Origin of the sequence: Acidovorax sp. (genome assembly GCF_027492855.1) — a bacterium.
Classification (GTDB): domain Bacteria; phylum Pseudomonadota; class Gammaproteobacteria; order Burkholderiales; family Burkholderiaceae_C; genus Acidovorax.
Window position 1 is genome coordinate 131508 of record NZ_JAPUDY010000099.1, and the last position, 23110, is coordinate 154617.

Below are 23110 nucleotides of genomic sequence, written 5' to 3' on the forward strand. Positions count from 1 at the left end.
CTTGCCGGTTTTTCAGGCCTTGAACCGCTTGCGCGTAAGCGCCAGCGCCACCCAGAACGCCACCACCGTGGTCACCACCAGCACCAGGCCGTGGCGCCAGGGCTGGGTGGGCCACTGGTCCATGAACAGCGGGCGCACCAGCTCCACCGCGTTGGTCAGCGGCAGCCAGTCGGAGATGGCGCGCACGATGGGCGGTAGTTGCTCGCGCGGAAAGAACACGCCCGAGAGGAACATCATCGGCGTGAGCACCAGCGTGAAGTAGTAGGTAAAAAAGTCGTAGCCCTTGGCCAGCGCGTTGAAGATGAGCGCGATGCTGGAGAACATCACCCCCACGCACAGGAGCACCGGCCAGGCCACCAGCAGCTTGGGGCTGTGGCTGATCGAGAGCGCCAGCATCACGCCCAGGATGGCGGTCACGGTGAACAGCGCCTTGAACGCCGCCCACAGCATCTCGGCCAGCACCACGTCGTCCAGGCTCACGGGCGCGTTCATGATGCCGTCCCAGGTCTTTTGCACATGCATGCGCGAGAAGGCCGAGTACAGCGCCTCGAAGCTCGCCGCATTCATCGCGCTCATGCAGATCGAGCCGCTGGCCAGGAACAGGATGTAAGGCACCTTCTGGCCACTGACCTCCAGGCTGCCCACCAGCGCCCCCATGCCGTACCCAAAGGCCACCAGCCACATCAGCGGCTCGGCGATGTTGCCCACCAGGCTGGGAATAGCCAGCTTGCGCCACACCAGCAGATTGCGCAGAAAAACGGGCCACCAGCGCGCCGACAGGTGGGGCGGGCGCCAGACGGACGGGGGCGACGGGGCCGCAGTGAGGGCTTGTGGCGGCTGGGATGAGGGTGCGGTCGGCATGCGCTTATTGTGCGGCGTCGGTGCGCAATCCATGTATTAAAGTTGGCCGATGGCCTTGGCCTTTCTTGCTGCCACATTTTCTTTTTTCTGGAAAACCTCCCATGACCACCCTCGGAACCCCTTTGTCCCCCCACGCCACCAAAGTCATGTTGTTGGGCTCGGGCGAGCTGGGCAAGGAAGTGCTGATCGCGCTGCAGCGCCTGGGCGTGGAAACCATCGCCGTGGACCGCTACGACAACGCCCCCGGCCAGCAGGTGGCCCACCATGCGCGCACCATCACCATGAGCGACCCGGCCCAGCTCAAGGCCCTGGTCGAAGCCGAAAGGCCCCACCTGGTGGTGCCTGAGATCGAGGCCATTGCCACCCCCATGCTCGAAGAGCTGGAGGCTGCGGGCACCGTGCGCGTGATCCCCACGGCCCGCGCTGCGCGCCTGACCATGGACCGCGAAGGCATCCGCGTGCTGGCCGCCGAAACCCTGGGGCTGCCCACCAGCCCCTATAAGTTCTGCGATTCGCTGGCAGAGTTGCAGGCGGCGATCGACACGGGCATCGGTTACCCCTGCATCGTCAAACCCGTGATGAGCAGCTCGGGCAAGGGCCAGAGCAAGATCGACGGCCCCGCCGACGTGCAAAAGGCCTGGGACTACGCCATGGCCGGTGGCCGCGTGAGCCACGGCCGCGTGATCGTCGAGGGCTTTATCGACTTCGACTATGAAATCACCCTGCTCACCGTGCGTTCGGTGGGGGCAGACGGCCAGATCGTCACCAGTTTCTGCGACCCCATCGGCCACGTGCAGGTGAGCGGCGACTATGTGGAAAGCTGGCAGCCCCAGCCCATGCACCCGGCCGCACTCGAAAAGTCGCGCCAGATCGCCAAGGCCGTGACGGACAACCTGGGCGGCCAGGGGCTTTTCGGTGTGGAACTGTTCGTGAAGGGCGAGAACGTCTGGTTCAGCGAAGTGAGCCCGCGCCCGCACGACACCGGCCTGGTCACCCTGTGCACCCAGCACCAGAGCGAGTTTGAGCTGCACGCCCGAGCCATCCTGGGCCTGCCCGTGGACACCCGCCTGCGCAACCCCGGCGCCAGCGCCGTGATCTATGGTGGCGTGGACGCCGTGGGCATCGTCTTCGACGGTGTGGAAGAAGCCTTGCGCGTGCCGGACACCGACCTGCGCCTGTTCGGCAAGCCCGAGAGCTTTGCCAAGCGCCGCATGGGCGTGGCGCTGGCGCGCGCCGAGGACGTGGACATCGCGCGTGGCAATGCCAAGCTGGCGGCCAGCAAAGTCAAGCCTCGTAAAGCGTAGATTTCAAGCAAAAATGGCTGCTAGCGATTTATAAATAAGCGCTGGCAGCTATGATTTTTATAGTATTTATTAGCCATCCTCGCGGATCTGCCGCCCCGTGAGCTTGAGGAACAGGTCCTCCAGGTTGGCGGGCCGGTGCAGGGTGCGCAGGTGGCCATGCTGGCCCAGCGCCTGCAGCAGCGGCTGGGCGTTCTGGGTGTAGAAAAACACGGTTTCGCCGCTGACCTCCACACGGGCGGCGAGGGCGCGCAGCGCGGGCTCTTCGGCCATCTTGACGGCGCCCACCCCAAACACCTCCACCACGTCGGGCTCCAGGTGCTCGGCGATCAGCGCGCGTGGGCGGCCTTCGGCGATTTTTCTGCCATGGTCCAGCACCAGAAGGCGCGAGCACAAGCGCTCGGCCTCGTCCATGAAGTGGGTGGTCAGCAAAATGGACTTGCCCTGCTGCAACAGCAACTGCAGCCGCTCCCACATCAGGTGGCGCGCCTGCGGGTCCAGGCCGGTGGTGGGCTCGTCCAGCAGCAGCAGGCGCGGGTCGTTGACGAGCGCGCGTGCCAGCGACAGCCGCCGCTTCATGCCCCCCGACAGCTCGCCGGGCTTGGCGTCGGCCTTGTGGGTGAGCGCGGCAAATTCGAGCAGGCGGGGCACGCGCTCCTCCATGGTGGGGCCCTTGATCCCGAAGTAGCGGCCGAACACGCGCAGGTTCTCGGCACAGGTGAAGTCCGGGTCCAGCGTGTCGAACTGCGTGACCACGCCCAACTGCGCCTTGATGGCCAGCGCATCGCGTGGCATGTGCAGCGGCGCGGCATCGGGTGTGGGCATGAAATGCACCGCCCCGCCATCGGGCGCGGTGAGGCCCAAGCACATGCGGATGGTGGTGGTCTTGCCCGCGCCGTTGGGTCCGATGACGCCCAGGCATTCGCCGGGGGCGATGGCGAACGAGACATCGTCGACCACCGTGGCGTTGCCATAGCGTTTGCGCAGGTTCAGGGCTTCAAAGAGTGCGGTCATGGGGGTGTTGGGTTGCGTGTGATGTGTGCGCAAGGCAGATTGGCGCAGGTACTTTTGGTTGTTCAGTCTGCTGCCGCCACCAGGCGGGCACGGCCCGCCGTCTTGGCTTCGTACAGCGCGCGGTCTGCCTGCGCCATCAATGCGGCCAGATCGGCTTCGCCGGATTGCCGCACGGCCATTCCAGCGCTGTAGTCCAGCGCAAAGCCCAGTTCCGTCATGCTGGCCGCGCGCAGGCGCCGCCGCAGGCGCTGGTCCAATGCCAGGCCCGCCGATGGATGGTTGTGCAGCAGCAGCACGCCAAACTCTTCGCCGCCGAGGCGGCCGACCAGGTCGCCGTTGCGGCAGGTGTCTGCAAGCAGGCGCGCAAAGAGCTGCAGGGCGCGGTCGCCAGCCTCGTGGCCACCGGTGTCGTTGATCTTCTTGAAGTGGTCGATGTCCAGCATCAGTGCCGTTACGGGCAATTGGTGGCGGGCAGCTTGGGCCAGCAGGCTGTCGCCTTGCTGGGTGAAGCTGCGCCGGTTGAGCAGGCCCGTGAGGCCATCGGTCATGGCCAGGGTGCGCAGCTTCTGGACGGTTTCCGAGCGCCAGGCCACCATCAGGGCTGCGGTGCCCAGCACCAGGCTCACATTGGTGGTCAAGGCGGCAGCCAGGTTGACGGGATGGGGTGCGCGAAAATTGGGGTACAGGTCGGTAAAGGCACCCAGCACGCCGCGTGCCAGTGTGAAGGCGGCGGATGTCAGCAGGCTGCCCATCAACAGGGTGCGCCAGCGCCAGTCCGATTCGGTCCGGGGCGTCATCGTCGCCCTTGCCACGATGCACAGGATGACGGTCAACAGCCCGTTGGACCACCCCACACGCCAGGCGTAGTGGTCAAACCTCAGCGTGTAGCCCAGTGGTGTCGCAATCACCAGCGCCAGCAACAGGCCGCGCAGCGGACGCGGACCCAGCCATTCTTCCAGCGCGCGGTACAGCACCCATTGCGCTGCTGCATAGAAGGCGATCGACAGGGTGGCGAGTGCCTGGGGCCACAGCGAGGGGGATACGATGATCGCGGCCCAGCCCACGGCTTGCAGCAGCAGGCTGGCCTGCACATAGCGCGCTGCACGGCTCACTTCGCTGCCCATGATGAAGGGCAAAACTGCCGCCAGCATGAACAGGTTGGCCACCATGACGGCGACCAGCGTGAGGAAGTCCAGCGACATGGGCTGAATCGCGCTGGTTTTGCCTATTGAAAGGCCACCTCGGCAAAACTGCGCAGCTTGCGGCTGTGCAGCCGATCCACGCCGCCGTTGCGCAGGATCTCGATGGCGCGCATGCCGATGCGCAGGTGCTGGTCCACCCGCTCGCGGTAGAAATGGTTGGCCATGCCGGGCAGCTTGATCTCGCCGTGCAGGGGCTTGTCGCTCACGCACAGCAAGGTGCCGTAGGGCACACGAAAGCGGAAACCGTTGGCCGCGATGGTGGCGCTTTCCATGTCCAGCGCCACAGCGCGGCTCTGGCTGAAGCGGCGCTGGGGCGTGTTGTCGGGCAGCAGTTCCCAGTTGCGGTTGTCGGTGCTGGCCACGGTGCCGGTGCGCATCACGCGCTTCAGGTCTGCGCCGCTGATCTGCGTGACATCGGCCACCGCCTGCTGCAGCGCGAGCTGGATCTCGGCCAGCGCCGGGATGGGCACCCACAGCGGCAGGTCTTCGTCAAGCACATGGTCCTCGCGCACGTAGGCATGGGCCAGCACGTAGTCGCCCAGTTGCTGGCTGTTGCGCAGGCCCGCGCAGTGGCCCAGCATCATCCAGGCATGAGGGCGCAGCACGGCGATGTGGTCGGTAATGGTCTTGGCATTGGCCGGGCCCACGCCGATGTTGACCATGGTGATGCCGCTCGCGTCCTTACGCACCAGGTGGTAGGCGGGCATTTGGGGCAGGCGCGGCGGGGCCACACCCAGCTCGTCGCCGGACTGGGCGATCAGCCCCACGCGGCGCGTGACCACGTTGCCGGGCTCGATAAAGGCGATGTACTCGCTGTCTGGCTTGGCCATCTCGGCATGGCCCAGACGAACGAACTCGTCGATGTAGAACTGATAGTTGGTGAACAGCACGAAGTTCTGGAACCACTCGGGCGCCGTGCCGGTGTAGTGGCGCAGGCGGTGCAGCGAGTAGTCCACGCGCGGCGCGGTGAACAGCGACAGCGGCTGCGCTTCGCCAGGAGCGGCCTGCCACGTGCCGTTGGCAATGCCGTCGTCCATGGCGGCCAGGTCGGGCAGGTCGAAGATGTCGCGCATCAGCATGCGGCGGGCCGGGGTCAGGGTGCCTTCGATGTGGTCGTGTTCGGCGAACGAGAAATGAATGGGAATGGGGTGGGTGCTGGTGCCCACCTCCAGCTCCACGTTGTGGCTGGCGCGCAGCAGGCGGAACTGCTCGGCGTAGTAGTGGGCAAACAGGTCGGGCCGGGTCAGCGTGGTTTCGTAGCGGCCGGGGCCTTCTACAAAGCCATAGGCCAGCTTGGTGTCCGCGCGCGCTACGGTGGTGGTGTGCACGCGCACAAAGGGGTAGAAGGCCCGCACCGGGCCTTCGGGTGTCTCGCCCGCCACAAAACGCTGCATGGCGTCGCGCAGATGGCCGATTTGCTGCTGGTAAATGCGTTGTACCTGGGCCAGCGCGTCGGCCGGATCGGTGTGGCGGGTGGGGGCGATGAAGTCGGGGATGAGGGGCATTTCCCTATTGTCCACAAGCCAGAAGGCAGCGCTTGCAAAAAGGCATTTATCGGCGCAGCCAGCCTTTCATGGCGTCGGCATCCAGGGGGGGCGACTGAATGAACCCCTGTATCAGGTCGCAGCCCAGCCTCGCCAGCAGCTCCTTCTGCGCCTGTGTCTCCACCCCTTCGGCCACGGTTCTGAGCTGTAGGCTGTGCCCCATCTGGATGATGGCGGTGACGATGGCCACGTCGTCGGCGTTGTCCGGGATGTCGGCCACGAAGGAGCGGTCGATCTTGAGCTTGTCGATGGGGTAGCGTTTGAGGTAGGCCAGAGACGAGTACCCCGTGCCGAAGTCGTCGATGGAAATGCCCACGCCCAGGGCCTTGAGCGCATTGAGGGTGTCCAGCACCTGGTCGGTCTGGTGCATGAGCACGGACTCGGTCAGTTCTATCTCCAGATACTGCGGTGCAAGGCCGGTTTCCTGCAGCACGGTGGCGATCTCGGCTGCCACGTCGCGCTGGCGGAACTCAAGGGCGGAGAAGTTCACTGCCATGGGCACCATGGCCAGCCCCTGGTCCTGCCAGGCCTTGAGCTGGCGGCAGGCTTCGCGCATCACCCAGCGGCCGATCGGGGTGATGAGTCCACGCGATTCGGAAAAGGTGATGAACTCGTCCGGACCCACCAAACCCCGGTCGGGGTGCCGCCAGCGCACCAGGGCTTCAAGGCCTTGCAGCGAGCCGTCTGCTAGGCGAATCTGGGGCTGGTAGTGCAAAACGAAATGGTTGTTGGCAATGGCCTCGCGCAGCAGGCGCTCCTGCTGTAGTACGTCGAAGGCGCTGGCCTTCATGCTGGAGGCATAAAGCTGGTGGTTGCCACGCCCGCTGTCCTTGGCGTGGTGCATGGCGGCATCGGCGCAGCGCAGCAGGGCGTCGGCGCTGGCGCCGTGTTCGGGGAACAGGCTGATCCCGATGGAGGGCGAGATGGTGATCGGCAACTGGTTGACCATGAACACGCCGTGCATCGCGGCCAGCAGCTTGTCGGCCACCTTGGCCACGTCGTCTGGGTGTTGCACTTCGGTGAGCACCACCACAAACTCGTCGCCGCCCAGCCGCGCCACCACGTCGGCATCGCGCACGCCCTGGCGCAGGCGCTCGGCCACGCTGCGCAGCAATTGGTCGCCCGCATGGTGGCCCAGCGAGTCATTCACGGTCTTGAAGTAGTCCAGGTTCACGAACAACACGGCCACACAGCCACGGCGCCTGCGCGCCAGCGACAGCACCTGCGAGAGTTGTTCCATCAGGAAATGCCGGTTGGGCAACTGCGTCAGCGTGTCGTGCAGGGCGATGAAGGCCTCGCGCTCCTGGGCCTGTTTGCGGGCCGTGATGTCGCGCACCACCACGATGCGGTAGTCCGCGCCGCGCAGGGGCATGGTTTTGCCCACCACCTCTACAGGAATGGTGTGGCCGTCCTTGTGGCGGATACTGATCTCGTAAGGGTCTTCGCGGCCGCTGCGTGTGTAGTCGAGCGCCGTGGCGCGCCATTCGGGGCTGATGAAGCTGAAGATGGACAGGCCCAGAACCTCATGCAGCGCGTAGCCGGTGAGCCGGTTCAAGGCCTCGTTGCCATCGGTGATGAGGCCGTCGCGGTGGAACACGATGGCTTCGTCGGTGGCTTCGGTGAACTTGCGCATGCGCTCTTCACTCTGCCGCACGGCCAATTCCGCACGCCAACGCTCGGTGATGTCGTTGATCAGCACGAACGAGCCGATCTGGTCACCGCCCTCGCCAAAGTGCGGAATCAAATTGACCTCGATCATGCGCACCTCGCCGTTCGGCAGGGTCTGCTCGCGCGTGTAGGTGACGTGCTGGCGGTTGGCCGAGCGCTCTACATACGGCAGGATGGCCTGCCAGGCCTTGTCGCCGATGGCCTCCTGCACGGTGAGGCCGATGATGGATTGGGTGTTGTGGCCGTTGTAGGCCGCGTAGCCCTGGTTGGCGAACTGGCAGCGCAGGCCGGGCACGTCGTAATAGGCCATCAAGGCCGGTACCGAATCGGCGATCAGGCGCAGCAGCGAGTCGCTGGTACCGCCTGGGCCAGGGGCATGGTCTGAATGGGGTGGTTCTGGCATGTCCCGCTCGGTGCTTGTGCCTTCGGTTATAGCCGATAGACCCCGTGTTTGATCAAGGTAGTTGTCCGGATATTCTGGGCTGGATAATCAGCCGATGACCACCCCATCCCAAAAAGCCAGCACTGATTTCAGCGCGCTGGCCCTGAGCCCCGCCATGCAGGCCAACCTGCAACAACTGGGCTATCTGCAAATGACACCCATTCAGGCGGCCAGCCTGCCGCCCGCGCTGCTGGGCAAGGACCTGATCGCCCAGGCCAGCACCGGCAGCGGCAAGACGGCTGCCTTTGCGCTGGCGCTGTTGGCCAACCTCAACCCGCGCCGCTTTGCGGTGCAGGCCCTGGTGCTGTGCCCCACGCGCGAACTGGCCGACCAGGTGAGCACTGAAATCCGCCGCCTGGCACGGGCCGAAGAGAACATCAAGGTCGTGACCCTGTGCGGCGGCGTGCCGCTGCGCGGCCAGATGCTGAGCCTGGAGCATGGCGCGCACATCGTGGTGGGCACGCCCGGCCGCGTGATGGACCACCTCACGCGCCAGCACCTCACGCTGGAGGCGCTGAACACCCTGGTGCTCGACGAGGCCGACCGCATGCTCGACATGGGTTTCTTCGACGACATCGCCACCGTGGCGCGCCAGTGCCCCAAAGAGCGGCAAACGCTGCTGTTCTCGGCCACTTACCCCGAGGGCATTGCCAAGCTCAGCGCCCAGTTCATGAAGGCGCCCGAGCAGATCACGGTGCAGGCCCAGCATGCCGAGGGCAAGATCGAGCAGCGCTGGTACGAGGTGAAAAACAGCGAGCGCCTGCACGCGGTGTCGCAGTTGCTCAACCACTTCCGGCCCGAGTCGTCCATCGCCTTTTGCAACACCAAGCAGCAGTGCCGCGACCTGGTGGGTGTGTTGCAGGCCCAGGGCTTCAGCGCGATGGCGCTGTTTGGCGAGCTGGAGCAGCGCGAGCGCGACCAGGTGCTGGTGCAGTTTGCCAACCGCAGTTGCTCGGTGCTCGTGGCGACTGACGTGGCCGCGCGCGGCCTCGACATCGCCAACCTGGCCGCCGTGATCAACGCGGACGTGACACCCGACCCCGAGGTGCACATCCACCGCATCGGCCGCACGGGCCGGGGCGACGCCGAAGGCCTGGCGCTGAACCTGGCCAGCATGGACGAGATGGGCAGCGTGGGCAAGATCGAACAACTGCAGGGCCGCGAATCGCGCTGGTTCCCGCTGACCGACCTCACGCCCACCGGCAGCGGGCCGCTGGTGCCACCCATGGCCACCATCCAGATCATTGGCGGGCGCAAGGAGAAGATCCGCGCGGGCGACGTGCTGGGCGCGCTGACCGGCGACATGGGCTACACCCGCGAGCAGGTTGGCAAGATCAACGTGAACGACTTCTCGACCTACGTGGCGGTGGACCGCGCGATCGGCGCACAGGCCGTGGCACGGCTCAACAGCGGCCGGGTCAAGGGCAAGAGCGTCAAGGCGCGGTTGGTACCGGCAACACAAGAGTTTGAGTGAAATTGGCTGCTAGCGCTTATTGATCAAGCGCTGGTAGCTATACTTTTGATAGTGATTCGGCAAAGCGCGCTCAGCGCCGTGCCGCTTGCTCCAGCATCTGCACCATGGCCGTGTAGCCCCGCTGGCGCGCCAGTTGCAGCGGCGTGTTGCCCTGCCGGTCGGTGAGGGCCTGGCTGGCGCCCGCTTGCAACAAGGCCTGCAGGGTGGCCTGGTGGCGTGGGCCGCCGTTGCCCAACACGATGGATTCGATGAGCGCTGTCCAGTGCAGGTTGTTCACGTGGTCCAGCGGCGCGCTGGCGGCGATCAACTGACGCACCACACCGTCGTGCCCCAAGTGGGCGGCGGCGATGAGGGCCGTGCCGTCGTAGCGGCTGGTCACCTGTGTGGCGCTGGCGCCCAGTTGCAGCAGCAGGCGCAGCGTGGCCTCGTCGTCGGCCACGGCGGCAATGGTCACCGCGTCGTAGCGGTCGCTTTCCAGCGCGTTCAGATCGGCCCCGGCCTGCGCCAGCAGGCGAATCACGCCGTGCTGGCGGGCAAAGGTGGCCACATGCAGCGGCGTGCGGCCGTAGGCATCGCGGGCGTTCACTTCGGCCCGCGCGGCCAGCAGCTTGGCGAGCGCTGGCTGGTTGCCCTGGGCCGCCGCCGCATGCAGGCCCTGGTAAGCCGCAGTTTCCGAGGCCGTGGGAGGCACCTGTGCTGGGGCGGGCGCGGCGCAGGCCAGGGCGGCCGCCAGTGCGATGGCAAGGTTCCAGTGCGTCATGGGGCCTCCCGTGGGCTTACTTGAGCAGATCTTGCACCTTGGCGATGCCCGCCAGGGCGCATTGCTCGTCCAGGTGGCCGCCGGGTGCACCGCCCACGCCCACGGCGCCGATCACTTCGTTGCCCACCTTCACCGGCACGCCGCCGCCCAGCAGCAGGTAGCCGGGGATCTGGCCCAGGTTGGCGGCGGCGGGGTTCTTTTGCGAGCCTTCCATGATGGCCAGCGTGGTGTTCTTGGCCGATGCCGAGGTGTAGGCCTTCAGGCGGCTGGCTTCCAGCGTGTGGGGACCGGCATTGTCGGCACGCTGCACGGCGCGCACGGTGCCTGCGCGGTCCACCACGGTGGCGGTCACGTTGTAGCCGTTGGCGGTGCAGGTGGCCACGGTCTGGGCGGCGATCTGCGTGGCCAGGTCCAACGACATGTTCTTTTCGGTGCGCACGCCTTCGGCGCTGGCGGCGGTGGCGATCAGGGACAGGGTGAGGGCGGCGGCTTTGACGAGGGTGCTTTGCATGGTGTTCTCCGGTGTTTCTGGGCCAGCGCCACTGCTTGTGGCGCCGTGGGAGAACTGTAGAAATCGCCGCCGTTTTCAGCCATTCGGGCGGCTACGCGCAAGGCTCCGTAGAAATACGCAGTCCCGGTCGATTCAATGTGCATCCACCAGCGCCGCATACCGCCGTATCAATTGCGCCAGCGACTCCGCCCCCAGCTTGCCAAACAGGTTCGCGCGGTGTGTTTCCACCGTGCGGGGCGAGAGCTCCAGCGCCCGGCCGATCTCCTTGTTGGTCAGGCCCTCGACGATAAGGCCCAGCACTTCGCGCTCGCGGGCCGAGAGCTGTGCAAAGCGTTCACGCGCTTGCTGGTCGGCCTGGTGGCGTTCGCGCGAGCGCACATGCTGGCGCACGGCGTTCTGCAGGGCCTCGATCAGCACCTCGTCATCCACCGGTTTTTCCAGAAACTCCGCTGCCCCGGTCTTGAAGGCGCGGCGGCACATCTCCACCGTGCCGTGGCCGGTGAGCAGGATCACGGGCTGGTCCACGCCCTGTGCCAGCAACTGCTCCAGCACGGTGAGGCCGCTGATGCCCGGCATGCGCACGTCGAGCACGATGGCGCCGATGCTGGCGCGGTCAAACCCGGCCATGAAGGCTTGCGGATCGGCCCAGGCCTGCACGCGCAGGCCCACGGTGCTGATGAGCAGGCCGAGGCCTTCGCGCACGGCGGCGTCGTCGTCCACCAGGTGAATCAGGGGCGAGAGGGAAGGGGCGCTTTCAATCATTGGGGGCGGGCAGGCGGTGCGGTGGGCAGGGTCAGCACAAACTCGGCGCCCCGGTTTTCTGCGGAGGGCGCCTCGGGCGCCAGGGCCAGTTGGGCACCCATGGCCTGGGCCAGGCTTTCGCACAGCGTGAGGCCCAGCCCCAGCCCGCCGCTGCGTGTGGTGAAGAAGGGCTCGAACAGGTGTTGGCGCGCCTCGGGCGGAATGCCGGGGCCGTGGTCGCGCACCGACAGGGCCACATGCCCTGCGTCTGCCGGTTGCAGGGTGATGCGCAGGCGGCGTTCGGCGGGCGGCACTTGCTCCAGCGCCTGCAGGGCGTTCATGAGCAGGTTGTGCACGATCTGCTGCAGCGCCACGGGCTCGGCCAGCACCATCGGCAGGTCAGCGGTGGTGTTGACCTCGGGCACCACACCGCGTTGGGCCAGCTCGGGCTCCAGCAGGTGCAGCACGTCGTGCACGGCGGCGGGCAGGGCCAGCGGCTGGGCCTGGGCCGCCAGGTCGGGGCGCTCTACCAGGCGGCGCAGGCGGCCCACCACAGTGGAGGCGCGGCGGGCCTGCTCCACCGCGCGGGCCATGGCGGTTTGGGCAGTAGAGAGGTCGGGGGGCTCATCGGCCAGCAGGCGCTGCGCCGCCTGGGTGCTAGAGAGCAAGGCGGTCAGCGGCTGGTTCAACTCGTGCGCCATGCCTGCGGCCAGCTCGCCCAGCGTGTTCAGGCGCGCCACCTGGCCCAGGCGCAGCAGTTCCTCGGCCCGCTGGCGTGCCACGCGCTGGCGCCGCAGTGCGCGGCCTGCGGCCCACAGCGCGGCGGTCAGCGCGCACCAGCCCAGCATGCCCCACCAGGGAAGCTCGTGCAGGCCCACACTGCGCTGCGCCACCACGGTGAGGGGTTGGCTGGGGGAGGCCAGGAGCTTGTGAAAGTCATCGCTGCGGCTCCATGCCATGGGGGAGGTGCGGCCGTTTTGCACCACAAAGGCCTGGCCATCCCGTTCCAGCGTCACGCGCACGGGGCTGGTGGCCAGGTCCATCGGCCATTCGTCGGCCGGAATGGTGGTGCGCAGGTCGATGTGCAGCGCATAGCTGGCAGGCAGGCCGGCCAGCACCAGGTAGTAGCGCCCCGCTTCCAGGTCCAGCGCCGCCATGGCGGCATGGCCGGTGCGGCGCGACGTGGCCTCGGCGGCCGACAGGTCGGCCTGCAGCGCGGCAGGCCAGCCGCCCTCGGCCGTGCGCTGGAGCACCGCCAGGATTTGTGGGTACACCGAGGGCAAGCGGGGCAACGAGGAGGTTGCTGTGCTGTTTTCATGGCCTGCCGCAGCGGCCGGTTGCAGCAGCACCAGCGTGGCCATGATGGCGTCGTGCTGCACCACGCGCTGGCTCAGCAGGCGGTGCACGATGCGCGCATCGGTCTCAAAAGCCGCCTGCAGCTGCTGCAGGCGCGCGGCCACCAGCCAACCCGCACCAGCGCAGGCCACCAGGGCCCAGAGCCACAGGCCGGGGATGCGTGGTGGAGAGAAAATGCGGCGGCGCCATGCCTGGGACATGCGCGGATTCTGGCATGGGGCCCGGGCGGTAGCTGCCGGGTAGGCAGCGCTTGGGCTCTGGTGTAATTCCGGATCCGCCTTTGTTTCGGTTTTCTTCACACTCGGCCCATGTTGTCACCCCCGTCCGCATCCCACCCCTGGCTCACGCCCCGCAACCTGCTGTGGGCTTCGGTGGCCGTGGCGGTGGTCACCATCACGCTCAAGACGCTGGCCTGGGTGGTCACGGGCTCGGTGGGGCTGTTGTCCGATGCGATGGAATCGTTCGTGAACCTGGCCAGTGCCATGTTTGCGCTGGCCATGGTGACGGTGGCGGCGCGCCCTGCCGACGAAGACCACCCCTACGGCCACCACAAGGCCGAGTATTTTTCGTCGGGGTTTGAGGGCATCCTTATCGTGGGTGTGTCGGGGGGCATTCTGTGGGCGGGCGTGCACCGACTGATGGCACCTCAGCCCATCGAGCAGGTGGGTTGGGGCCTGGGCCTGTCAGTGCTCAGCTCGGCCCTCAATGGTGTGCTGGCATGGGTGATGTTCCGCTCGGCGCGTGAGCACCGCTCCATCGCGCTGGAGGCCGATGCCCGCCACCTGCTCACCGACGTGTGGACATCGGCCGGGGTGCTGGTGGGCATTGCCGCCGCAGCCCTCACCGGCTGGCTGTGGCTGGACGCGGTGGCGGCGATTGCCGTGGCCCTCAACATCCTGAAAGAGGGCGTGGCGCTGGTCTGGCGCTCGTCCCAGGGGCTCATGGATTCGGCCGTGGAACCCGAGGTGCAGGCCACCATCGACGCCACGCTGCAGCAGTTTGTGCAAACCCAGGCCCCCGGCGCCGTGCGGTTCGACCATGTATCGACCCGCCGCGCAGGCCAGCGCCAGTTTGTGGACATGCACCTGCACATGCCCGCCCACTGGACTTTGCGCCACGCCGCCGAGCTGCGTGGCCAGGTCGAGCGTGCGCTGATGGCCGCCGTGCCCGGCCTGCGTGCCACCATCGAGCTGCTGCCCACCGATGTGGAGGCGCATTTTGATGACCCCCGTGACGACCCAAAGGATGAAGTGAAGTGATCAGTGTCTTGCAACGTGTGCGCGAAGCACGTGTCGATGTGGAAGGGCAGACCGTGGGCGCCATCGGCGCAGGCCTTCTGGTGCTGGTGTGTGCCGAGCGCGGCGACACCGAGGCCGAGGCCGACAAGCTGTTGGCCAAGATCCTCAAGCTGCGCATCTTCTCGGACGATGCGGGCAAGATGAACAAAAGCGTGCAGGACGTGGCGGGCGGCCTGCTGCTGGTCAGCCAGTTCACCCTGGCCGCCGACACCTCGGGCGGCAACCGCCCCGGCTTCAGCCAGGCCGCTGCGCCCGACGAGGGACGCCGGCTGTTCGATTACTTCGTGGCCCGTGCGCGCGCCACGCACCCCGTGGTACAGACGGGCCAGTTCGCCGCCGACATGCAGGTGCACCTGGTCAACGACGGGCCGGTGACGATACCGCTGCGCATCGCGCCTGCCGCGGTGGCATGAGACTGGCCAGCCGCTGCGTTCTTGCAGCCCGCATATCCCTCGTTAGAGGGCACATGTTCCGGGCTGCGCGGGTGAGTCCTGCGCAATGTCTGTAGGCTCGGACAGCCGCTTTTCTTATCCTCTGAGCCATCTCCCTGCCCAGCCGTGACTGAATCCACCACTGACCTGTCTGCCGGGCCTCTGTCGCCTCCTCGGACCTTGTGGGTCATGTACCTGTGCCTGCTGTCGGCCTTTGCGCTGAGCCAGGCTTACCGCACCGTGACCAGCATCATCGCCACGGGTCTGCAGGCAAGCTTTGGCATTTCACCGGACTCTTTGGGCGTGTTCGCAGCTTTGTTTGGCCTCTCCTTCGGCGTGGCCCAACTCCTCATGGGTATCGGTATGGACCTGTATGGCCTGCGCCGCACTGTGCTGGTGGCTTTTCCGCTGGCTGTGCTGGGGGCCACCATGTCGGCCATGGCGCCCAGCTACGGCTGGCTGATGTTGGGGCAACTGCTGATTGGTGTGGGCTGTTCTCCCGCGTTCCTGGCCTGCACCGTTTTCATCTCGCGCCACTTTCCCGCGCAGCGCTTCGCATTTTTCTCGGGTGTGGGCATGGGCGTGGGCGGGTTGGGGCTGCTCTTTACCGGCACCCCGCTGGCCTGGATGGTTCAGCATTGGGGCTGGCGCACTGGCTTTGCGGTGCTGGCGGTGCTTTCGCTGCTGTCGTGGCTGCTGATTTTTCTGCGTGTGCATGAGCCTGCAATGGCTCAGGCGCCGGAGCGCCCCCGCGAGTCATGGGCGCAGGCAGCGGGCCGATTCGGCAGCTTGTTCAAGGTGCCTCACACCTGGGGCATCCTGGTTCTGGGCATGTCCTGCTACGCGGCCTTCCTGACTTTGCGGGGTTTGTGGCTGGGGCCTTTGCTGATGGGGCGTTACGGTTTTTCGCTCATCGAAAGCGGCAACGTTGCCCTGGTGCTGTCGTTGATCGCGCTGTTCGTGCCTGCCGCGTTCGGCCGCATCGATCCGGGGCCTGCCCGGCGGCGGCGCTGGATCACCAACTTCTCGCTGCTCATGGGTAGCCTGTTCTTGCTGATGGCCTTTCTGCACCATGCCACCGCCAATGTGGCGCTCATCTTCCTCATGGGGCTGCTGTCTGGCTATGGCGTGTTGCAGTATGCGGACGTGCGCTCCTCGTATCCCGCTGAAATGACGGGGCGTGCGCTGTCGCTGTACACCATGTCCATGTTCCTGGGCGTGGCTCTGATGCAGTGGCTCACTGGCCTGCTGGCCGCCTGGGCGCAGCGCCATGGACATGAGCCCTATCAAGCCGTCATGATCGGCATCGCCTGCATGTTGGCCGCCGCCTCCACCGCTTTTCGCTTCTTGCCACGCTCGCCGTTGCTGCAGCGCGCCGCCGTGTAGTTCCTCAGCCGCGCAGGAAAAACAGCCCCGCCATTACCAGCCCCGTGGCCACAATCCCCCAGCGCAGCCACTGCGCCGGAATGCGCCGCGCCAACCGCGCGCCGCCGTAGCCGCCAGCGGTTGCGGCCACCATCATCATCAGCGCCTGCGGCCACAGCACCACGTCACCTGCGGCGTAGATCGCCACGGCAATGGCGGTGAGCAGGGCCGACACCCAGTTCTTGAGGCCGTTCATGGCGTTGAGGTTGGTCTGGCCGAGCAGGCCAAACAGCGCCAGCAGCAAGATGCCCAGCCCGCCGTTGAAATAACCGCCATAGGCCGCCACCGCCAGCACGCCCACGGTGGCCTTGGCGGTGGATGGATGGCCGCCTGCCATGGCCTTGCGCAACTGCGGTCCGAACGCAAACAGCGCCGTGGCCGCCAGCAGCAGCCAGGGCACCACGCGGCGGAAGGTGGCGTCGGGCGTGACCAGCAGCAGCGCAGCACCGGCGGCTCCGCCGATCAGCGACAAGACCACCAGTAGCCGCATCGACAGCCCCGGCGGCGGTGCCGAGTCCTCCCGAAACCCCCAGGCCCCCGCCATGTAGCCCGGCAGCAGCGCCACCGTGCCCGTGGCATTGGCCACCACGGGGGGCACGCCGGTGAAGACGAGGGCAGGCAGCGTCAGAAAGCTGCCACCGCCCGCCACGGCATTGAGCGTGCCGGCCAGAAAGGCCGCCGCCAAGAGCAGGGCCGTGTGGCCGAGGTTGTCCATGCGTTGTTTTCCTTTTTGTTTGATGCATCGTGCAGGGCGACTGGCCCTGCTTTGGTGCAGCTGATCTTAGGAGATGCAACGCGGCGCAGTGTGGTGGGTGGCGCAAAGCAGTTTTGCCCTGCGGGTTGGGATCTTTGCCCCCGCTGATTGGCTATCGGTGCTTGGCCGCCTTGGCCCCCACGCTCCAGGCCCCTGCCCCTGTCGACGCGACCAGCAGCAGGCCGCCCATGACGGCGATGTTCTTGAGAAAGTGGTTGAGCTGGTTTTGGTAGGCAGATGCCTCTGCGGCCCAGAATGCGTGAAAGACCACGGTGGCCAGCGCGGTGAACGTGGCGAGCGCCCAGGCGGCGTAGCGCACATGCCAGCCTGCAATCAATGCCAGGCCCGCGCCGATTTCGAGCGCGATGGTGGCGGCGAGCAAGAGTTCTGCAGCCGGAAGGCCTTTGGATGCCATGAATCCGGCAACGCCTGCAAAACGCCCGATCTTGGCGATTCCGGAGACGAAGAAGAGGGCGCCCAGCGCCATGCGGCCCAGCATCAGGCTGAGTGCTGTTTGTGAAGAGGTCACGGGTGTTTCCTGGTGATATTTGGTGAAGGAAGGTGCGAGCGTGCGGCGAGCGCTGTGGTTGTGTTGGTTACTGCTCCAGGCTGATCCCGCGTTCGCGGATCAAGGCATGCCACTTCTTCGTCTCGGCCATGGTGTAGGTGGCCATCAGAGCCGCATCGCTGGGGACGGCCTCCCATGAGGCTTCTGCGATCTTCTTGCGCACACTGGGGTGGTTGATGGCAGTCTGCATTTCCTGCGAAAGCTTCTGCCGGATGTCGGGGGGCGTGCTGGCGGGCACCACGAGGCCTTGCCAGGCATAGGCCTCTATGTCCTTGAAGCCCAGTTCGGCCATCGTGGGCACATCGGGCAGCAGCGCGGAGCGCTTGGCCGAGAAATTAGCCAAAGGCACCAGCTTGCCCGCCTTGATGGCGCTGATGCTCGTGGAGGTGTCGGCCACCATCAGGGGAATCTGTCCGCCCATGGTGTCCTGCAGGGCAGGGGCGGCGCCGCGATAGGGCACGTGGACGATAAAAGACGCAGTGCGGGCCTTGAAAAGCTCCATCGCCAGGTGGTGCGGACTGCCGTTGCCTGGCGAACCGTAGCTCAGCTTGCCCGGCTCATTTTTCAGCTTTTCCAGCAACTCCTTGGCATTGTGGATACCGGCGTTGGGCGCGGCCACGATGAGCAACGGTGTCCGGGCCATCAGGCCCAGGGGCGCGAAATCGCGCGCCTGGTCATAGGGCAGCTTCTTGTAGAGCGCCGGGTTGTAGACCAGCACGCCGTTGTCGGCGGTGAAGACGGTGTAGCCATCCCCCTGCGAGCGGGCCGCCGTTTCGGCCCCCACGATGGCCGCCGCACCGGCCTTGTTGTCGATGACGATGGGCTGGCCGAGTTGCGCCGACATCTGGGCCGAAATCGTGCGCGCCAGAAAGTCGGACCCACCGCCCGCCGGGTAGCCGACGATCCATCTCACCGGCTTGCTGGGAAAGTTCTGCGTGGGTGTTTGGGCCTGGCTACCTGCCGCCAGGGCCAGCGCCGCGAGCAGCAAACCTGCGCGCAGAGGTATCCGAAAGTTGAACATGTTTGTCTCCTTCAAATCGTCGGGGATGCCGTGTAACTGAAGCGTTACAGAAACGATTGGAGGACAATTCGATTTATTATTCAATCAACTTTTATAGATGAAATCATAAGGTTTTCAGATGAATGTAACCCTGCGCCAACTGCGTGCGTTTGTGGCGGTGGCCCAATCCGCCAGCTTCACCGAAGCAGCACGCCAACTGCACGTTACGCAGTCGGCGCTCAGTGGTTTGATCAAGGAGCTGGAGTATGTGCTGGGCATGCAGGTGGTGTACCGCAGCACGCGCAAGGTGCAGTTGTCCGACATCGGGAGCGAATTTTTGCCGCTGGCCGAGCGCATCCTGCAGGATCTGGACGAGGCCTTTCACACCATGCACGACCTCAAGGCCCTGCGCAGCGGCGTGGTGCGGATCGCCGCACCGCAGCTGATGGCCTGCACCTTGATGCCTGCTGTCATTGCCGCCTTCCGCAAGCAACACCCCGGTGTTCAGATTCGCTTTTCGGACTGTGCCGTGGAGACCGTGCCATCCAAGGTACTCAGCGGTGAAGTGGACTTTGCGATTGGGCCTGAGCGCGAGGTGCCTGAGGAGCTGTCGATGCACCTCCTGTTCGAGCAGCCGTTTGTCGCCGTGTTTCCGCAGGACCATCCGCTGGGCCAGCTTCGGCGGGTGACTTGGGCCGACCTGTCCCGCCACCCGGTCATCTCCCTCGAAGGCGAATACACGCAGCGGCTCAACGCCGACCTGTTGTCGGCGCCGGGCTCGCAAACCTTCAGCCCCGCAGTGGAGGTCACCTTCATGACCACGGCACTCAGCATGGTGAACGAGGGGCTGGGCGTGACGACCTGCCTTCCCTATGCCGCTGCGCTGCTGCAGCGTTACGGGCTCCAAACCCGCGAGCTGCAGGCGCCCACGATCCGCCGCCGGTTCTTTCTGCTGACCAAAAAGGCGCGCCCTTTGACGCCTGCCGCGCAGGGGATGTTTGACTTCATGCGGCAGTACATCGCGCAGCAGTCCTGGGCATAGGGCGTCAGCGGTAGCGCAGAGAGCTGCGCGTCAGGCGGGGTCCCCGCCGCTCACGCCCGTGGCATAAGGGTCTGCAAACCCCAGCTCTTGCATGATGGCCGTCTCGTATTCTTCCATCTCGTCCGCATCGGCCTCGCTGGTTTCGTGGTCCCAGCCCTGGGCGTGCAGCGTGCCGTGCACCAGCATGTGGGCGTAGTGCTCTTCCAGGCTTTTGTTCTGCTCTTTCGCCTCGCGCTCGATCACGGGGGCGCAGAGCACCAGGTCGGCGGTCACCAGGGGCTCTTGCGTGTAGTCAAACGTGAGCACGTTGGTGGCGTAGTCCTTGTGGCGGTACTCACGGTTGAGCTGCTGGCCTTCGTCCGCGCCCACGATGCGCACGGTGATCTCGGCGTCGGTGGCCAGGGCGTGGCGTATCCAGCGCGTGACCTTGTGGCGCGGCAGCACAGCGCGGTGTGCGGCCACTCCGTCAAAGGGGCCGAACTGCAGCGACAAGGAGAGTTGATTCAAGGGCATTGCATTAATTTGCCACTAGCGCTTGATGGATAAACGCTAATAGCTATCAAAATAGGAGTGTTAGTTTTTGCTGCGTGCAGCCGCTGCGCGCCGAGGGGCGTCGTAGGCGTCCACGATGCGGGCCACCAGCGGGTGACGCACCACGTCGGCGCTGGTGAAGCGGGTGACGGCGATGCCCTTGACGCGCTTGAGCACACGCTCGGCGTCGATCAGGCCGCTCATCGCGCCCTTGGGCAGGTCGATCTGGCTCACGTCGCCCGTGACCACGGCGCGCGCGCCGAAGCCGATGCGGGTGAGGAACATCTTCATCTGCTCGGGCGTGGTGTTCTGGGCTTCGTCCAGGATCACAAAGGCGTTGTTCAGCGTGCGCCCGCGCATGAAGGCCAGCGGCGCGATCTCGATGGCGTTGCGCTCGAAGGCCTTTTGCACCTTGTCGTGCCCCATCAGCTCGTACAGCGCGTCGTACAGCGGGCGCAGGTAGGGGTCCACCTTTTGGGCCAGGTCGCCAGGCAGGAAGCCCAGGCGCTCGCCAGCCTCCACCGCAGGGCGGGTCAGCACGATGCGCTGCACGCTGCTGCGCTCCAGCGCATCCACGGCGCAGGCCACGGCCAGGTAGGTCTTGCCGGTGCCAGCCGGGCCAATGCCGAAGGTGATGTCGTGTGTGGCGATGTTCTGCAGGTACAGGTTCTGCGTGGGCGTGCGCCCGCGCAGGTCGGCGCGGCGGGTGTTGAGCACGATGGCGTCGTCTGGTGTTTCCAGCAGTTCGCTGTCGCTTGCCAGCATGAGCTGGATGTGGTCTTCGGAGATGGGGCGCTCGGCCATCTCGTACAGGGCCTGCAAAAGCTCCATCGCCTGGGTGGCACGGGCTTTGGGGCCATCGACCTTGAACTGCTCGTGGCGGTGCGCGATGCTTACCTGCAGCGCCACCTCGATGGTGCGCAGATGCGCATCGGCCGGTCCGCACAGGTTTGTGAGCCGGGTGTTGTTGTGGGGGGTGAAGGTGTGGCGCAGGATCACGCTGATAATTCCAGTCAGGCAACGGAAAAACGGCAAGAACGACGGCGCCGCTTGTAATGCCCGCGCCGTCAAAGGACATCAATGATAGGCAAATTGACCGGCACCTTGCTGGAGAAGAACCCCCCCGAGGTGCTGCTGGACTGCCACGGGGTGGGCTACGAGGTGAATGTGCCCATGAGCACCTTCTACAACCTGCCCTCCGTGGGCGAGCGCGTGAGCCTGCTCACGCAGTTCATCGTGCGCGAGGATGCACAGCTTTTGTACGGCTTTGGCACACCCGAGGAGCGCCAGGCTTTCCGTGAGCTGATCAAGATTTCGGGCGTAGGCCCGCGCACCGCGCTGTCCATCCTGAGCGGCATGGGTGTGGGCGACCTGGCCCAGGCGGTGACGCTGCAGGAGGCCGGACGCCTGGTGAAAGTGCCCGGCATCGGCAAGAAGACGGCCGAGCGATTGCTGCTGGAGCTCAAGGGCAAGCTAGGGGCAGACATGGGCGCCGTGCGCGGCGCGGCCACCAGCGATGCACAGGCGGATATCCTTCAGGCGTTGCTGGCGCTGGGCTACAACGACAAGGAGGCCGCCGCGGCGCTCAAGGCGCTGCCAGCGGAGGTGGGGGTGAGCGAGGGGATCAAGCTGGCGTTGAAGGCGCTGGCGAAGTAACTGTACTTGTAACAAGGGTGATTTATGTCAAAAAATGCGAATCAAATTGCGCGAATGACTTGGTTGGTGGCTGCCACGGCCGCTGTCGTATTGGCGGCGGGCTGCGGCGGCGGGGGAGGTGGAACGGATGCACCAGCACCAGCACCAGCACCAGCACCAGCACCAGCACCAGCACCAGCACCAGCAATTGATCGGATTGAACCCTACGATACGGGAGCGTTGGCGGCCAAGAGTACCGTTGCTGCGGCGCGCGCAGTTCCCGCCGGACGAGGTGTCGCGCGGATAGCGCTTGGGCCGATAGTCCATGGCGGTTTTCCCGCGAAGACGGCGACGATGGGCTCTACCGAGTTGCAGATTGGCGTGGCGCGTGATGTACCGGCGTTGGCCGGGGTTTCCGACCTGTCGACCTTGCTTCGTTGGACTGACACCGCGCGTGGCAAACGCGCTGCGGCCTTCAGTGTGAGCTCCGAAGGTGCCAAGGGCGTGCGCTTGGGGTTGCTCGTTCGAGGTTTGCCTGCTGGCGCAGTGCTGCGTTTTTATGCGCAAACGGGCGGTCCGGTGGTGGAAGTGTCTGGCCAGGATGTGATGGCAACCATTGACCGCAATCTGCAGGCTGGAACGCCGGACGAGGATGCGCATACCTACTGGACGCCAGACTTCGGTGGCCCTGAAACCACGGTGGAGGTGGAAATCCCCGCTGCAACGGCCATGGCGAGTGTGAAGCTGGCGGTTCCACGTCTATCGCACTATGTGGTGTCTCCCGATGAGGCTGCGACGCAGGGCGTTGCCAAGGTGGGTGAGTCCGGAAGTTGTGAAGTGGATGCCATGTGCAAACCGGAGTTTTCAAGCCAGAGTCGCTCCGTTGTGCGCATGCTGTTTGTGCGTGACGCCAAGACCTACCTTTGCACCGGTACGCTGCTCAATGATGCTCGCTCTAGCGGAACACCGTATTTGCTGAGCGCGAACCACTGCATCTCCGGCCAGGCAGAGGCGTCGTCTTTGATGACCGACTGGTTCTATCGCTCTTCGGCCTGCAATTCTGGCGTTGCCAGCACTGACACGCAGCGCCGTATTGGTGGCGCCACTTTGCTGCATGCCGCGGCGGCCACCGACACATCCTTCATGCGCCTGAACGATGCACCGCCAGCGGGCGTCGTCTATGCTGGTTCGTACTTTGGCTCCCTGGATGCGGGTCATACACTGGTCGGTGTTCACCACCCCAAGGGTGATTTGCAGAAGTTCAGCTCTGGAATCATGGCGCGCTTCAGTACCTGCTCGAATGAGCTGTGTTACTCAAGCGACGCCACCAACGGAACCTTCTTAAGTATGGGGTGGCAGCAAGGCGTGACCGAAGGCGGCAGCAGCGGCTCGGGGCTGTTTCACACGCTGGGCGGCAAACGTTATGTGGTGGGCCAGCTGTACGGCGGTGCCTCAAGCTGTCAGACGCCCGCAGGGCTGGACCACTATGGGCGCTTTGACGTGGCCTATCGCAGTGCCCTGAAACAGTGGTTGAATCCCTGAGATATCGATG

23 protein-coding genes are annotated in these 23110 nt (G+C 65.6%); 8 read left to right on the plus strand and 15 right to left on the minus strand.

Going from position 1 to position 23110, the window contains the following annotated elements:
* Positions 1–12 precede the first annotated feature (12 nt).
* Entirely contained in the window at positions 13–861 is an 849-nt protein-coding gene (locus Q0105_RS18900; protein ID WP_298213955.1) for an ABC transporter permease, read from the minus strand.
* 101 nt (positions 862–962) lie between these two features.
* Here Q0105_RS18900 and purT point away from each other — a divergent pair, with 101 nt between their 5' ends.
* Positions 963–2165 (plus strand): formate-dependent phosphoribosylglycinamide formyltransferase, encoded by a 1203-nt coding sequence (gene purT, locus Q0105_RS18905; RefSeq protein ID WP_298213957.1) that lies wholly within the window; start codon positions 963–965, stop codon positions 2163–2165.
* 69 nt (positions 2166–2234) lie between these two features.
* Here purT and Q0105_RS18910 read toward each other — a convergent pair whose 3' ends face one another.
* The 4 genes from Q0105_RS18910 to Q0105_RS18925 all read right to left on the minus strand — a co-directional run bounded on the left by Q0105_RS18910 (position 2235) and on the right by Q0105_RS18925 (position 7993).
* Positions 2235–3176, minus strand: a complete 942-nt coding sequence (locus Q0105_RS18910) for an ATP-binding cassette domain-containing protein (protein WP_298213959.1) — start codon at positions 3174–3176, stop codon at positions 2235–2237.
* A gap of 62 nt (positions 3177–3238) precedes the next feature.
* Positions 3239–4378 carry a GGDEF domain-containing protein gene (locus Q0105_RS18915; protein ID WP_298213961.1) on the minus strand — a complete coding sequence of 380 codons (1140 nt, stop codon included), beginning with the start codon at positions 4376–4378 and terminating at the stop codon, positions 3239–3241.
* A 23-nt stretch (positions 4379–4401) separates the two neighbouring features.
* Positions 4402–5883 carry an AMP nucleosidase gene (locus Q0105_RS18920; protein WP_298213963.1) on the minus strand — a complete coding sequence of 494 codons (1482 nt, stop codon included), beginning with the start codon at positions 5881–5883 and terminating at the stop codon, positions 4402–4404.
* Between the two features lie 46 nt (positions 5884–5929).
* Positions 5930–7993: a bifunctional diguanylate cyclase/phosphodiesterase gene (locus tag Q0105_RS18925; protein WP_298213965.1), complete on the minus strand. Its 2064-nt coding sequence runs from the start codon at positions 7991–7993 to the stop codon at positions 5930–5932.
* Positions 7994–8087: 94 nt separating this feature from the next.
* On the opposite strand from Q0105_RS18925, the gene dbpA reads away from it, so the two are divergent.
* On the plus strand, positions 8088–9506 hold the full coding sequence (dbpA, locus tag Q0105_RS18930; RefSeq protein WP_298213967.1) for an ATP-dependent RNA helicase DbpA: 1419 nt from the start codon (positions 8088–8090) through the stop codon (positions 9504–9506).
* Between the two features lie 70 nt (positions 9507–9576).
* Here dbpA and Q0105_RS18935 read toward each other — a convergent pair whose 3' ends face one another.
* From Q0105_RS18935 to Q0105_RS18950, 4 genes are all read right to left on the minus strand, one after another.
* On the minus strand, positions 9577–10266 hold the full coding sequence (locus tag Q0105_RS18935) for an ankyrin repeat domain-containing protein (protein WP_298213969.1): 690 nt from the start codon (positions 10264–10266) through the stop codon (positions 9577–9579).
* A gap of 16 nt (positions 10267–10282) precedes the next feature.
* On the minus strand, positions 10283–10777 hold the full coding sequence (locus Q0105_RS18940; RefSeq protein WP_298213972.1) for a heme-binding protein: 495 nt from the start codon (positions 10775–10777) through the stop codon (positions 10283–10285).
* Between the two features lie 132 nt (positions 10778–10909).
* Positions 10910–11539 carry a response regulator gene (locus Q0105_RS18945; protein ID WP_298213974.1) on the minus strand — a complete coding sequence of 210 codons (630 nt, stop codon included), beginning with the start codon at positions 11537–11539 and terminating at the stop codon, positions 10910–10912.
* Entirely contained in the window at positions 11536–13074 is a 1539-nt protein-coding gene (locus tag Q0105_RS18950; RefSeq protein ID WP_298213976.1) for an ATP-binding protein, read from the minus strand. Before Q0105_RS18950 ends, Q0105_RS18945 begins: the two co-directional genes overlap by 4 nt.
* Positions 13075–13182: 108 nt before the next feature.
* On the opposite strand from Q0105_RS18950, the gene Q0105_RS18955 reads away from it, so the two are divergent.
* The 3 genes from Q0105_RS18955 (at position 13183) to Q0105_RS18965 (ending at position 15989) form a co-directional block, all read left to right on the plus strand.
* Entirely contained in the window at positions 13183–14133 is a 951-nt protein-coding gene (locus Q0105_RS18955; RefSeq protein WP_298213978.1) for a cation diffusion facilitator family transporter, read from the plus strand.
* Positions 14130–14585, plus strand: a complete 456-nt coding sequence (gene dtd / locus Q0105_RS18960) for a D-aminoacyl-tRNA deacylase (protein ID WP_298213980.1) — start codon at positions 14130–14132, stop codon at positions 14583–14585. The genes Q0105_RS18955 and dtd overlap by 4 nt, the downstream gene beginning before the upstream one ends.
* A 207-nt stretch (positions 14586–14792) precedes the next feature.
* A complete protein-coding gene (locus Q0105_RS18965; protein WP_298214444.1) occupies positions 14793–15989 on the plus strand; it encodes an MFS transporter in 1197 nt (398 codons plus the stop codon).
* A 4-nt stretch (positions 15990–15993) separates the two neighbouring features.
* Here Q0105_RS18965 and Q0105_RS18970 read toward each other — a convergent pair whose 3' ends face one another.
* From Q0105_RS18970 to Q0105_RS18980, 3 genes are all read right to left on the minus strand, one after another.
* On the minus strand, positions 15994–16743 hold the full coding sequence (locus tag Q0105_RS18970; RefSeq protein WP_298213982.1) for a sulfite exporter TauE/SafE family protein: 750 nt from the start codon (positions 16741–16743) through the stop codon (positions 15994–15996).
* Positions 16744–16894: 151 nt separating this feature from the next.
* Complete coding sequence (locus Q0105_RS18975) at positions 16895–17311, minus strand: DoxX family protein (protein ID WP_298213983.1); 417 nt, start codon at positions 17309–17311, stop codon at positions 16895–16897.
* Positions 17312–17378: 67 nt separating this feature from the next.
* Entirely contained in the window at positions 17379–18371 is a 993-nt protein-coding gene (locus Q0105_RS18980; protein ID WP_298213985.1) for a tripartite tricarboxylate transporter substrate binding protein, read from the minus strand.
* A gap of 118 nt (positions 18372–18489) precedes the next feature.
* Between Q0105_RS18980 and Q0105_RS18985 the strand changes: the two genes are divergently transcribed.
* Complete coding sequence (locus Q0105_RS18985) at positions 18490–19392, plus strand: LysR family transcriptional regulator (protein WP_298213986.1); 903 nt, start codon at positions 18490–18492, stop codon at positions 19390–19392.
* Between the two features lie 30 nt (positions 19393–19422).
* On the opposite strand, the gene ybeY is transcribed toward Q0105_RS18985, so the two are convergent.
* Positions 19423–19905 (minus strand): rRNA maturation RNase YbeY, encoded by a 483-nt coding sequence (gene ybeY, locus Q0105_RS18990; protein WP_298213988.1) that lies wholly within the window; start codon positions 19903–19905, stop codon positions 19423–19425.
* A 60-nt stretch (positions 19906–19965) separates the two neighbouring features.
* Positions 19966–20922 (minus strand): PhoH family protein, encoded by a 957-nt coding sequence (locus Q0105_RS18995; RefSeq protein ID WP_298213990.1) that lies wholly within the window; start codon positions 20920–20922, stop codon positions 19966–19968.
* 81 nt (positions 20923–21003) lie between these two features.
* On the opposite strand from Q0105_RS18995, the gene ruvA reads away from it, so the two are divergent.
* Positions 21004–21579: a Holliday junction branch migration protein RuvA gene (gene ruvA, locus Q0105_RS19000; RefSeq protein ID WP_298213992.1), complete on the plus strand. Its 576-nt coding sequence runs from the start codon at positions 21004–21006 to the stop codon at positions 21577–21579.
* A gap of 22 nt (positions 21580–21601) precedes the next feature.
* Here the strand turns inward: ruvA and Q0105_RS19005 are convergent, their stop codons facing one another.
* The gene (locus Q0105_RS19005) at positions 21602–21760 is read right to left on the minus strand and encodes a hypothetical protein (RefSeq protein ID WP_298213995.1); all 159 of its coding nucleotides are present in this window, start codon (positions 21758–21760) and stop codon (positions 21602–21604) included.
* Between the two features lie 152 nt (positions 21761–21912).
* Here Q0105_RS19005 and Q0105_RS19010 point away from each other — a divergent pair, with 152 nt between their 5' ends.
* Positions 21913–23100 carry a trypsin-like peptidase domain-containing protein gene (locus Q0105_RS19010; RefSeq protein WP_298213997.1) on the plus strand — a complete coding sequence of 396 codons (1188 nt, stop codon included), beginning with the start codon at positions 21913–21915 and terminating at the stop codon, positions 23098–23100.
* Positions 23101–23110 lie beyond the last annotated feature (10 nt).

Bases quoted from the DNA above. Each gene is read 5' to 3' on its own strand.
- Q0105_RS18980 (WP_298213985.1), bottom strand. From the start codon at position 18,371: ATGTTCAACTTTCGGATACCTCTGCGCGCAGGTTTGCTGCTCGCGGCG.
- Q0105_RS18940 (WP_298213972.1), bottom strand. From the start codon at position 10,777: ATGCAAAGCACCCTCGTCAAAGCCGCCGCCCTCACCCTGTCCCTGATC.
- Q0105_RS18970 (WP_298213982.1), bottom strand. From the start codon at position 16,743: ATGGACAACCTCGGCCACACGGCCCTGCTCTTGGCGGCGGCCTTTCTG.
- Q0105_RS18965 (WP_298214444.1), top strand. From the start codon at position 14,793: ATGTACCTGTGCCTGCTGTCGGCCTTTGCGCTGAGCCAGGCTTACCGC.
- Q0105_RS18935 (WP_298213969.1), bottom strand. From the start codon at position 10,266: ATGACGCACTGGAACCTTGCCATCGCACTGGCGGCCGCCCTGGCCTGC.
- Q0105_RS19010 (WP_298213997.1), top strand. From the start codon at position 21,913: ATGGGCTCTACCGAGTTGCAGATTGGCGTGGCGCGTGATGTACCGGCG.
- ruvA (WP_298213992.1), top strand. From the start codon at position 21,004: ATGATAGGCAAATTGACCGGCACCTTGCTGGAGAAGAACCCCCCCGAG.
- dbpA (WP_298213967.1), top strand. From the start codon at position 8,088: ATGACCACCCCATCCCAAAAAGCCAGCACTGATTTCAGCGCGCTGGCC.
- Q0105_RS18955 (WP_298213978.1), top strand. From the start codon at position 13,183: ATGTTGTCACCCCCGTCCGCATCCCACCCCTGGCTCACGCCCCGCAAC.
- Q0105_RS18915 (WP_298213961.1), bottom strand. From the start codon at position 4,378: ATGTCGCTGGACTTCCTCACGCTGGTCGCCGTCATGGTGGCCAACCTG.
- Q0105_RS18900 (WP_298213955.1), bottom strand. From the start codon at position 861: ATGCCGACCGCACCCTCATCCCAGCCGCCACAAGCCCTCACTGCGGCC.
- purT (WP_298213957.1), top strand. From the start codon at position 963: ATGACCACCCTCGGAACCCCTTTGTCCCCCCACGCCACCAAAGTCATG.
- Q0105_RS18950 (WP_298213976.1), bottom strand. From the start codon at position 13,074: ATGTCCCAGGCATGGCGCCGCCGCATTTTCTCTCCACCACGCATCCCC.
- ybeY (WP_298213988.1), bottom strand. From the start codon at position 19,905: ATGCCCTTGAATCAACTCTCCTTGTCGCTGCAGTTCGGCCCCTTTGAC.
- Q0105_RS18985 (WP_298213986.1), top strand. From the start codon at position 18,490: ATGAATGTAACCCTGCGCCAACTGCGTGCGTTTGTGGCGGTGGCCCAA.
- Q0105_RS18925 (WP_298213965.1), bottom strand. From the start codon at position 7,993: ATGCCAGAACCACCCCATTCAGACCATGCCCCTGGCCCAGGCGGTACC.
- Q0105_RS18910 (WP_298213959.1), bottom strand. From the start codon at position 3,176: ATGACCGCACTCTTTGAAGCCCTGAACCTGCGCAAACGCTATGGCAAC.
- Q0105_RS18920 (WP_298213963.1), bottom strand. From the start codon at position 5,883: ATGCCCCTCATCCCCGACTTCATCGCCCCCACCCGCCACACCGATCCG.
- Q0105_RS18945 (WP_298213974.1), bottom strand. From the start codon at position 11,539: ATGATTGAAAGCGCCCCTTCCCTCTCGCCCCTGATTCACCTGGTGGAC.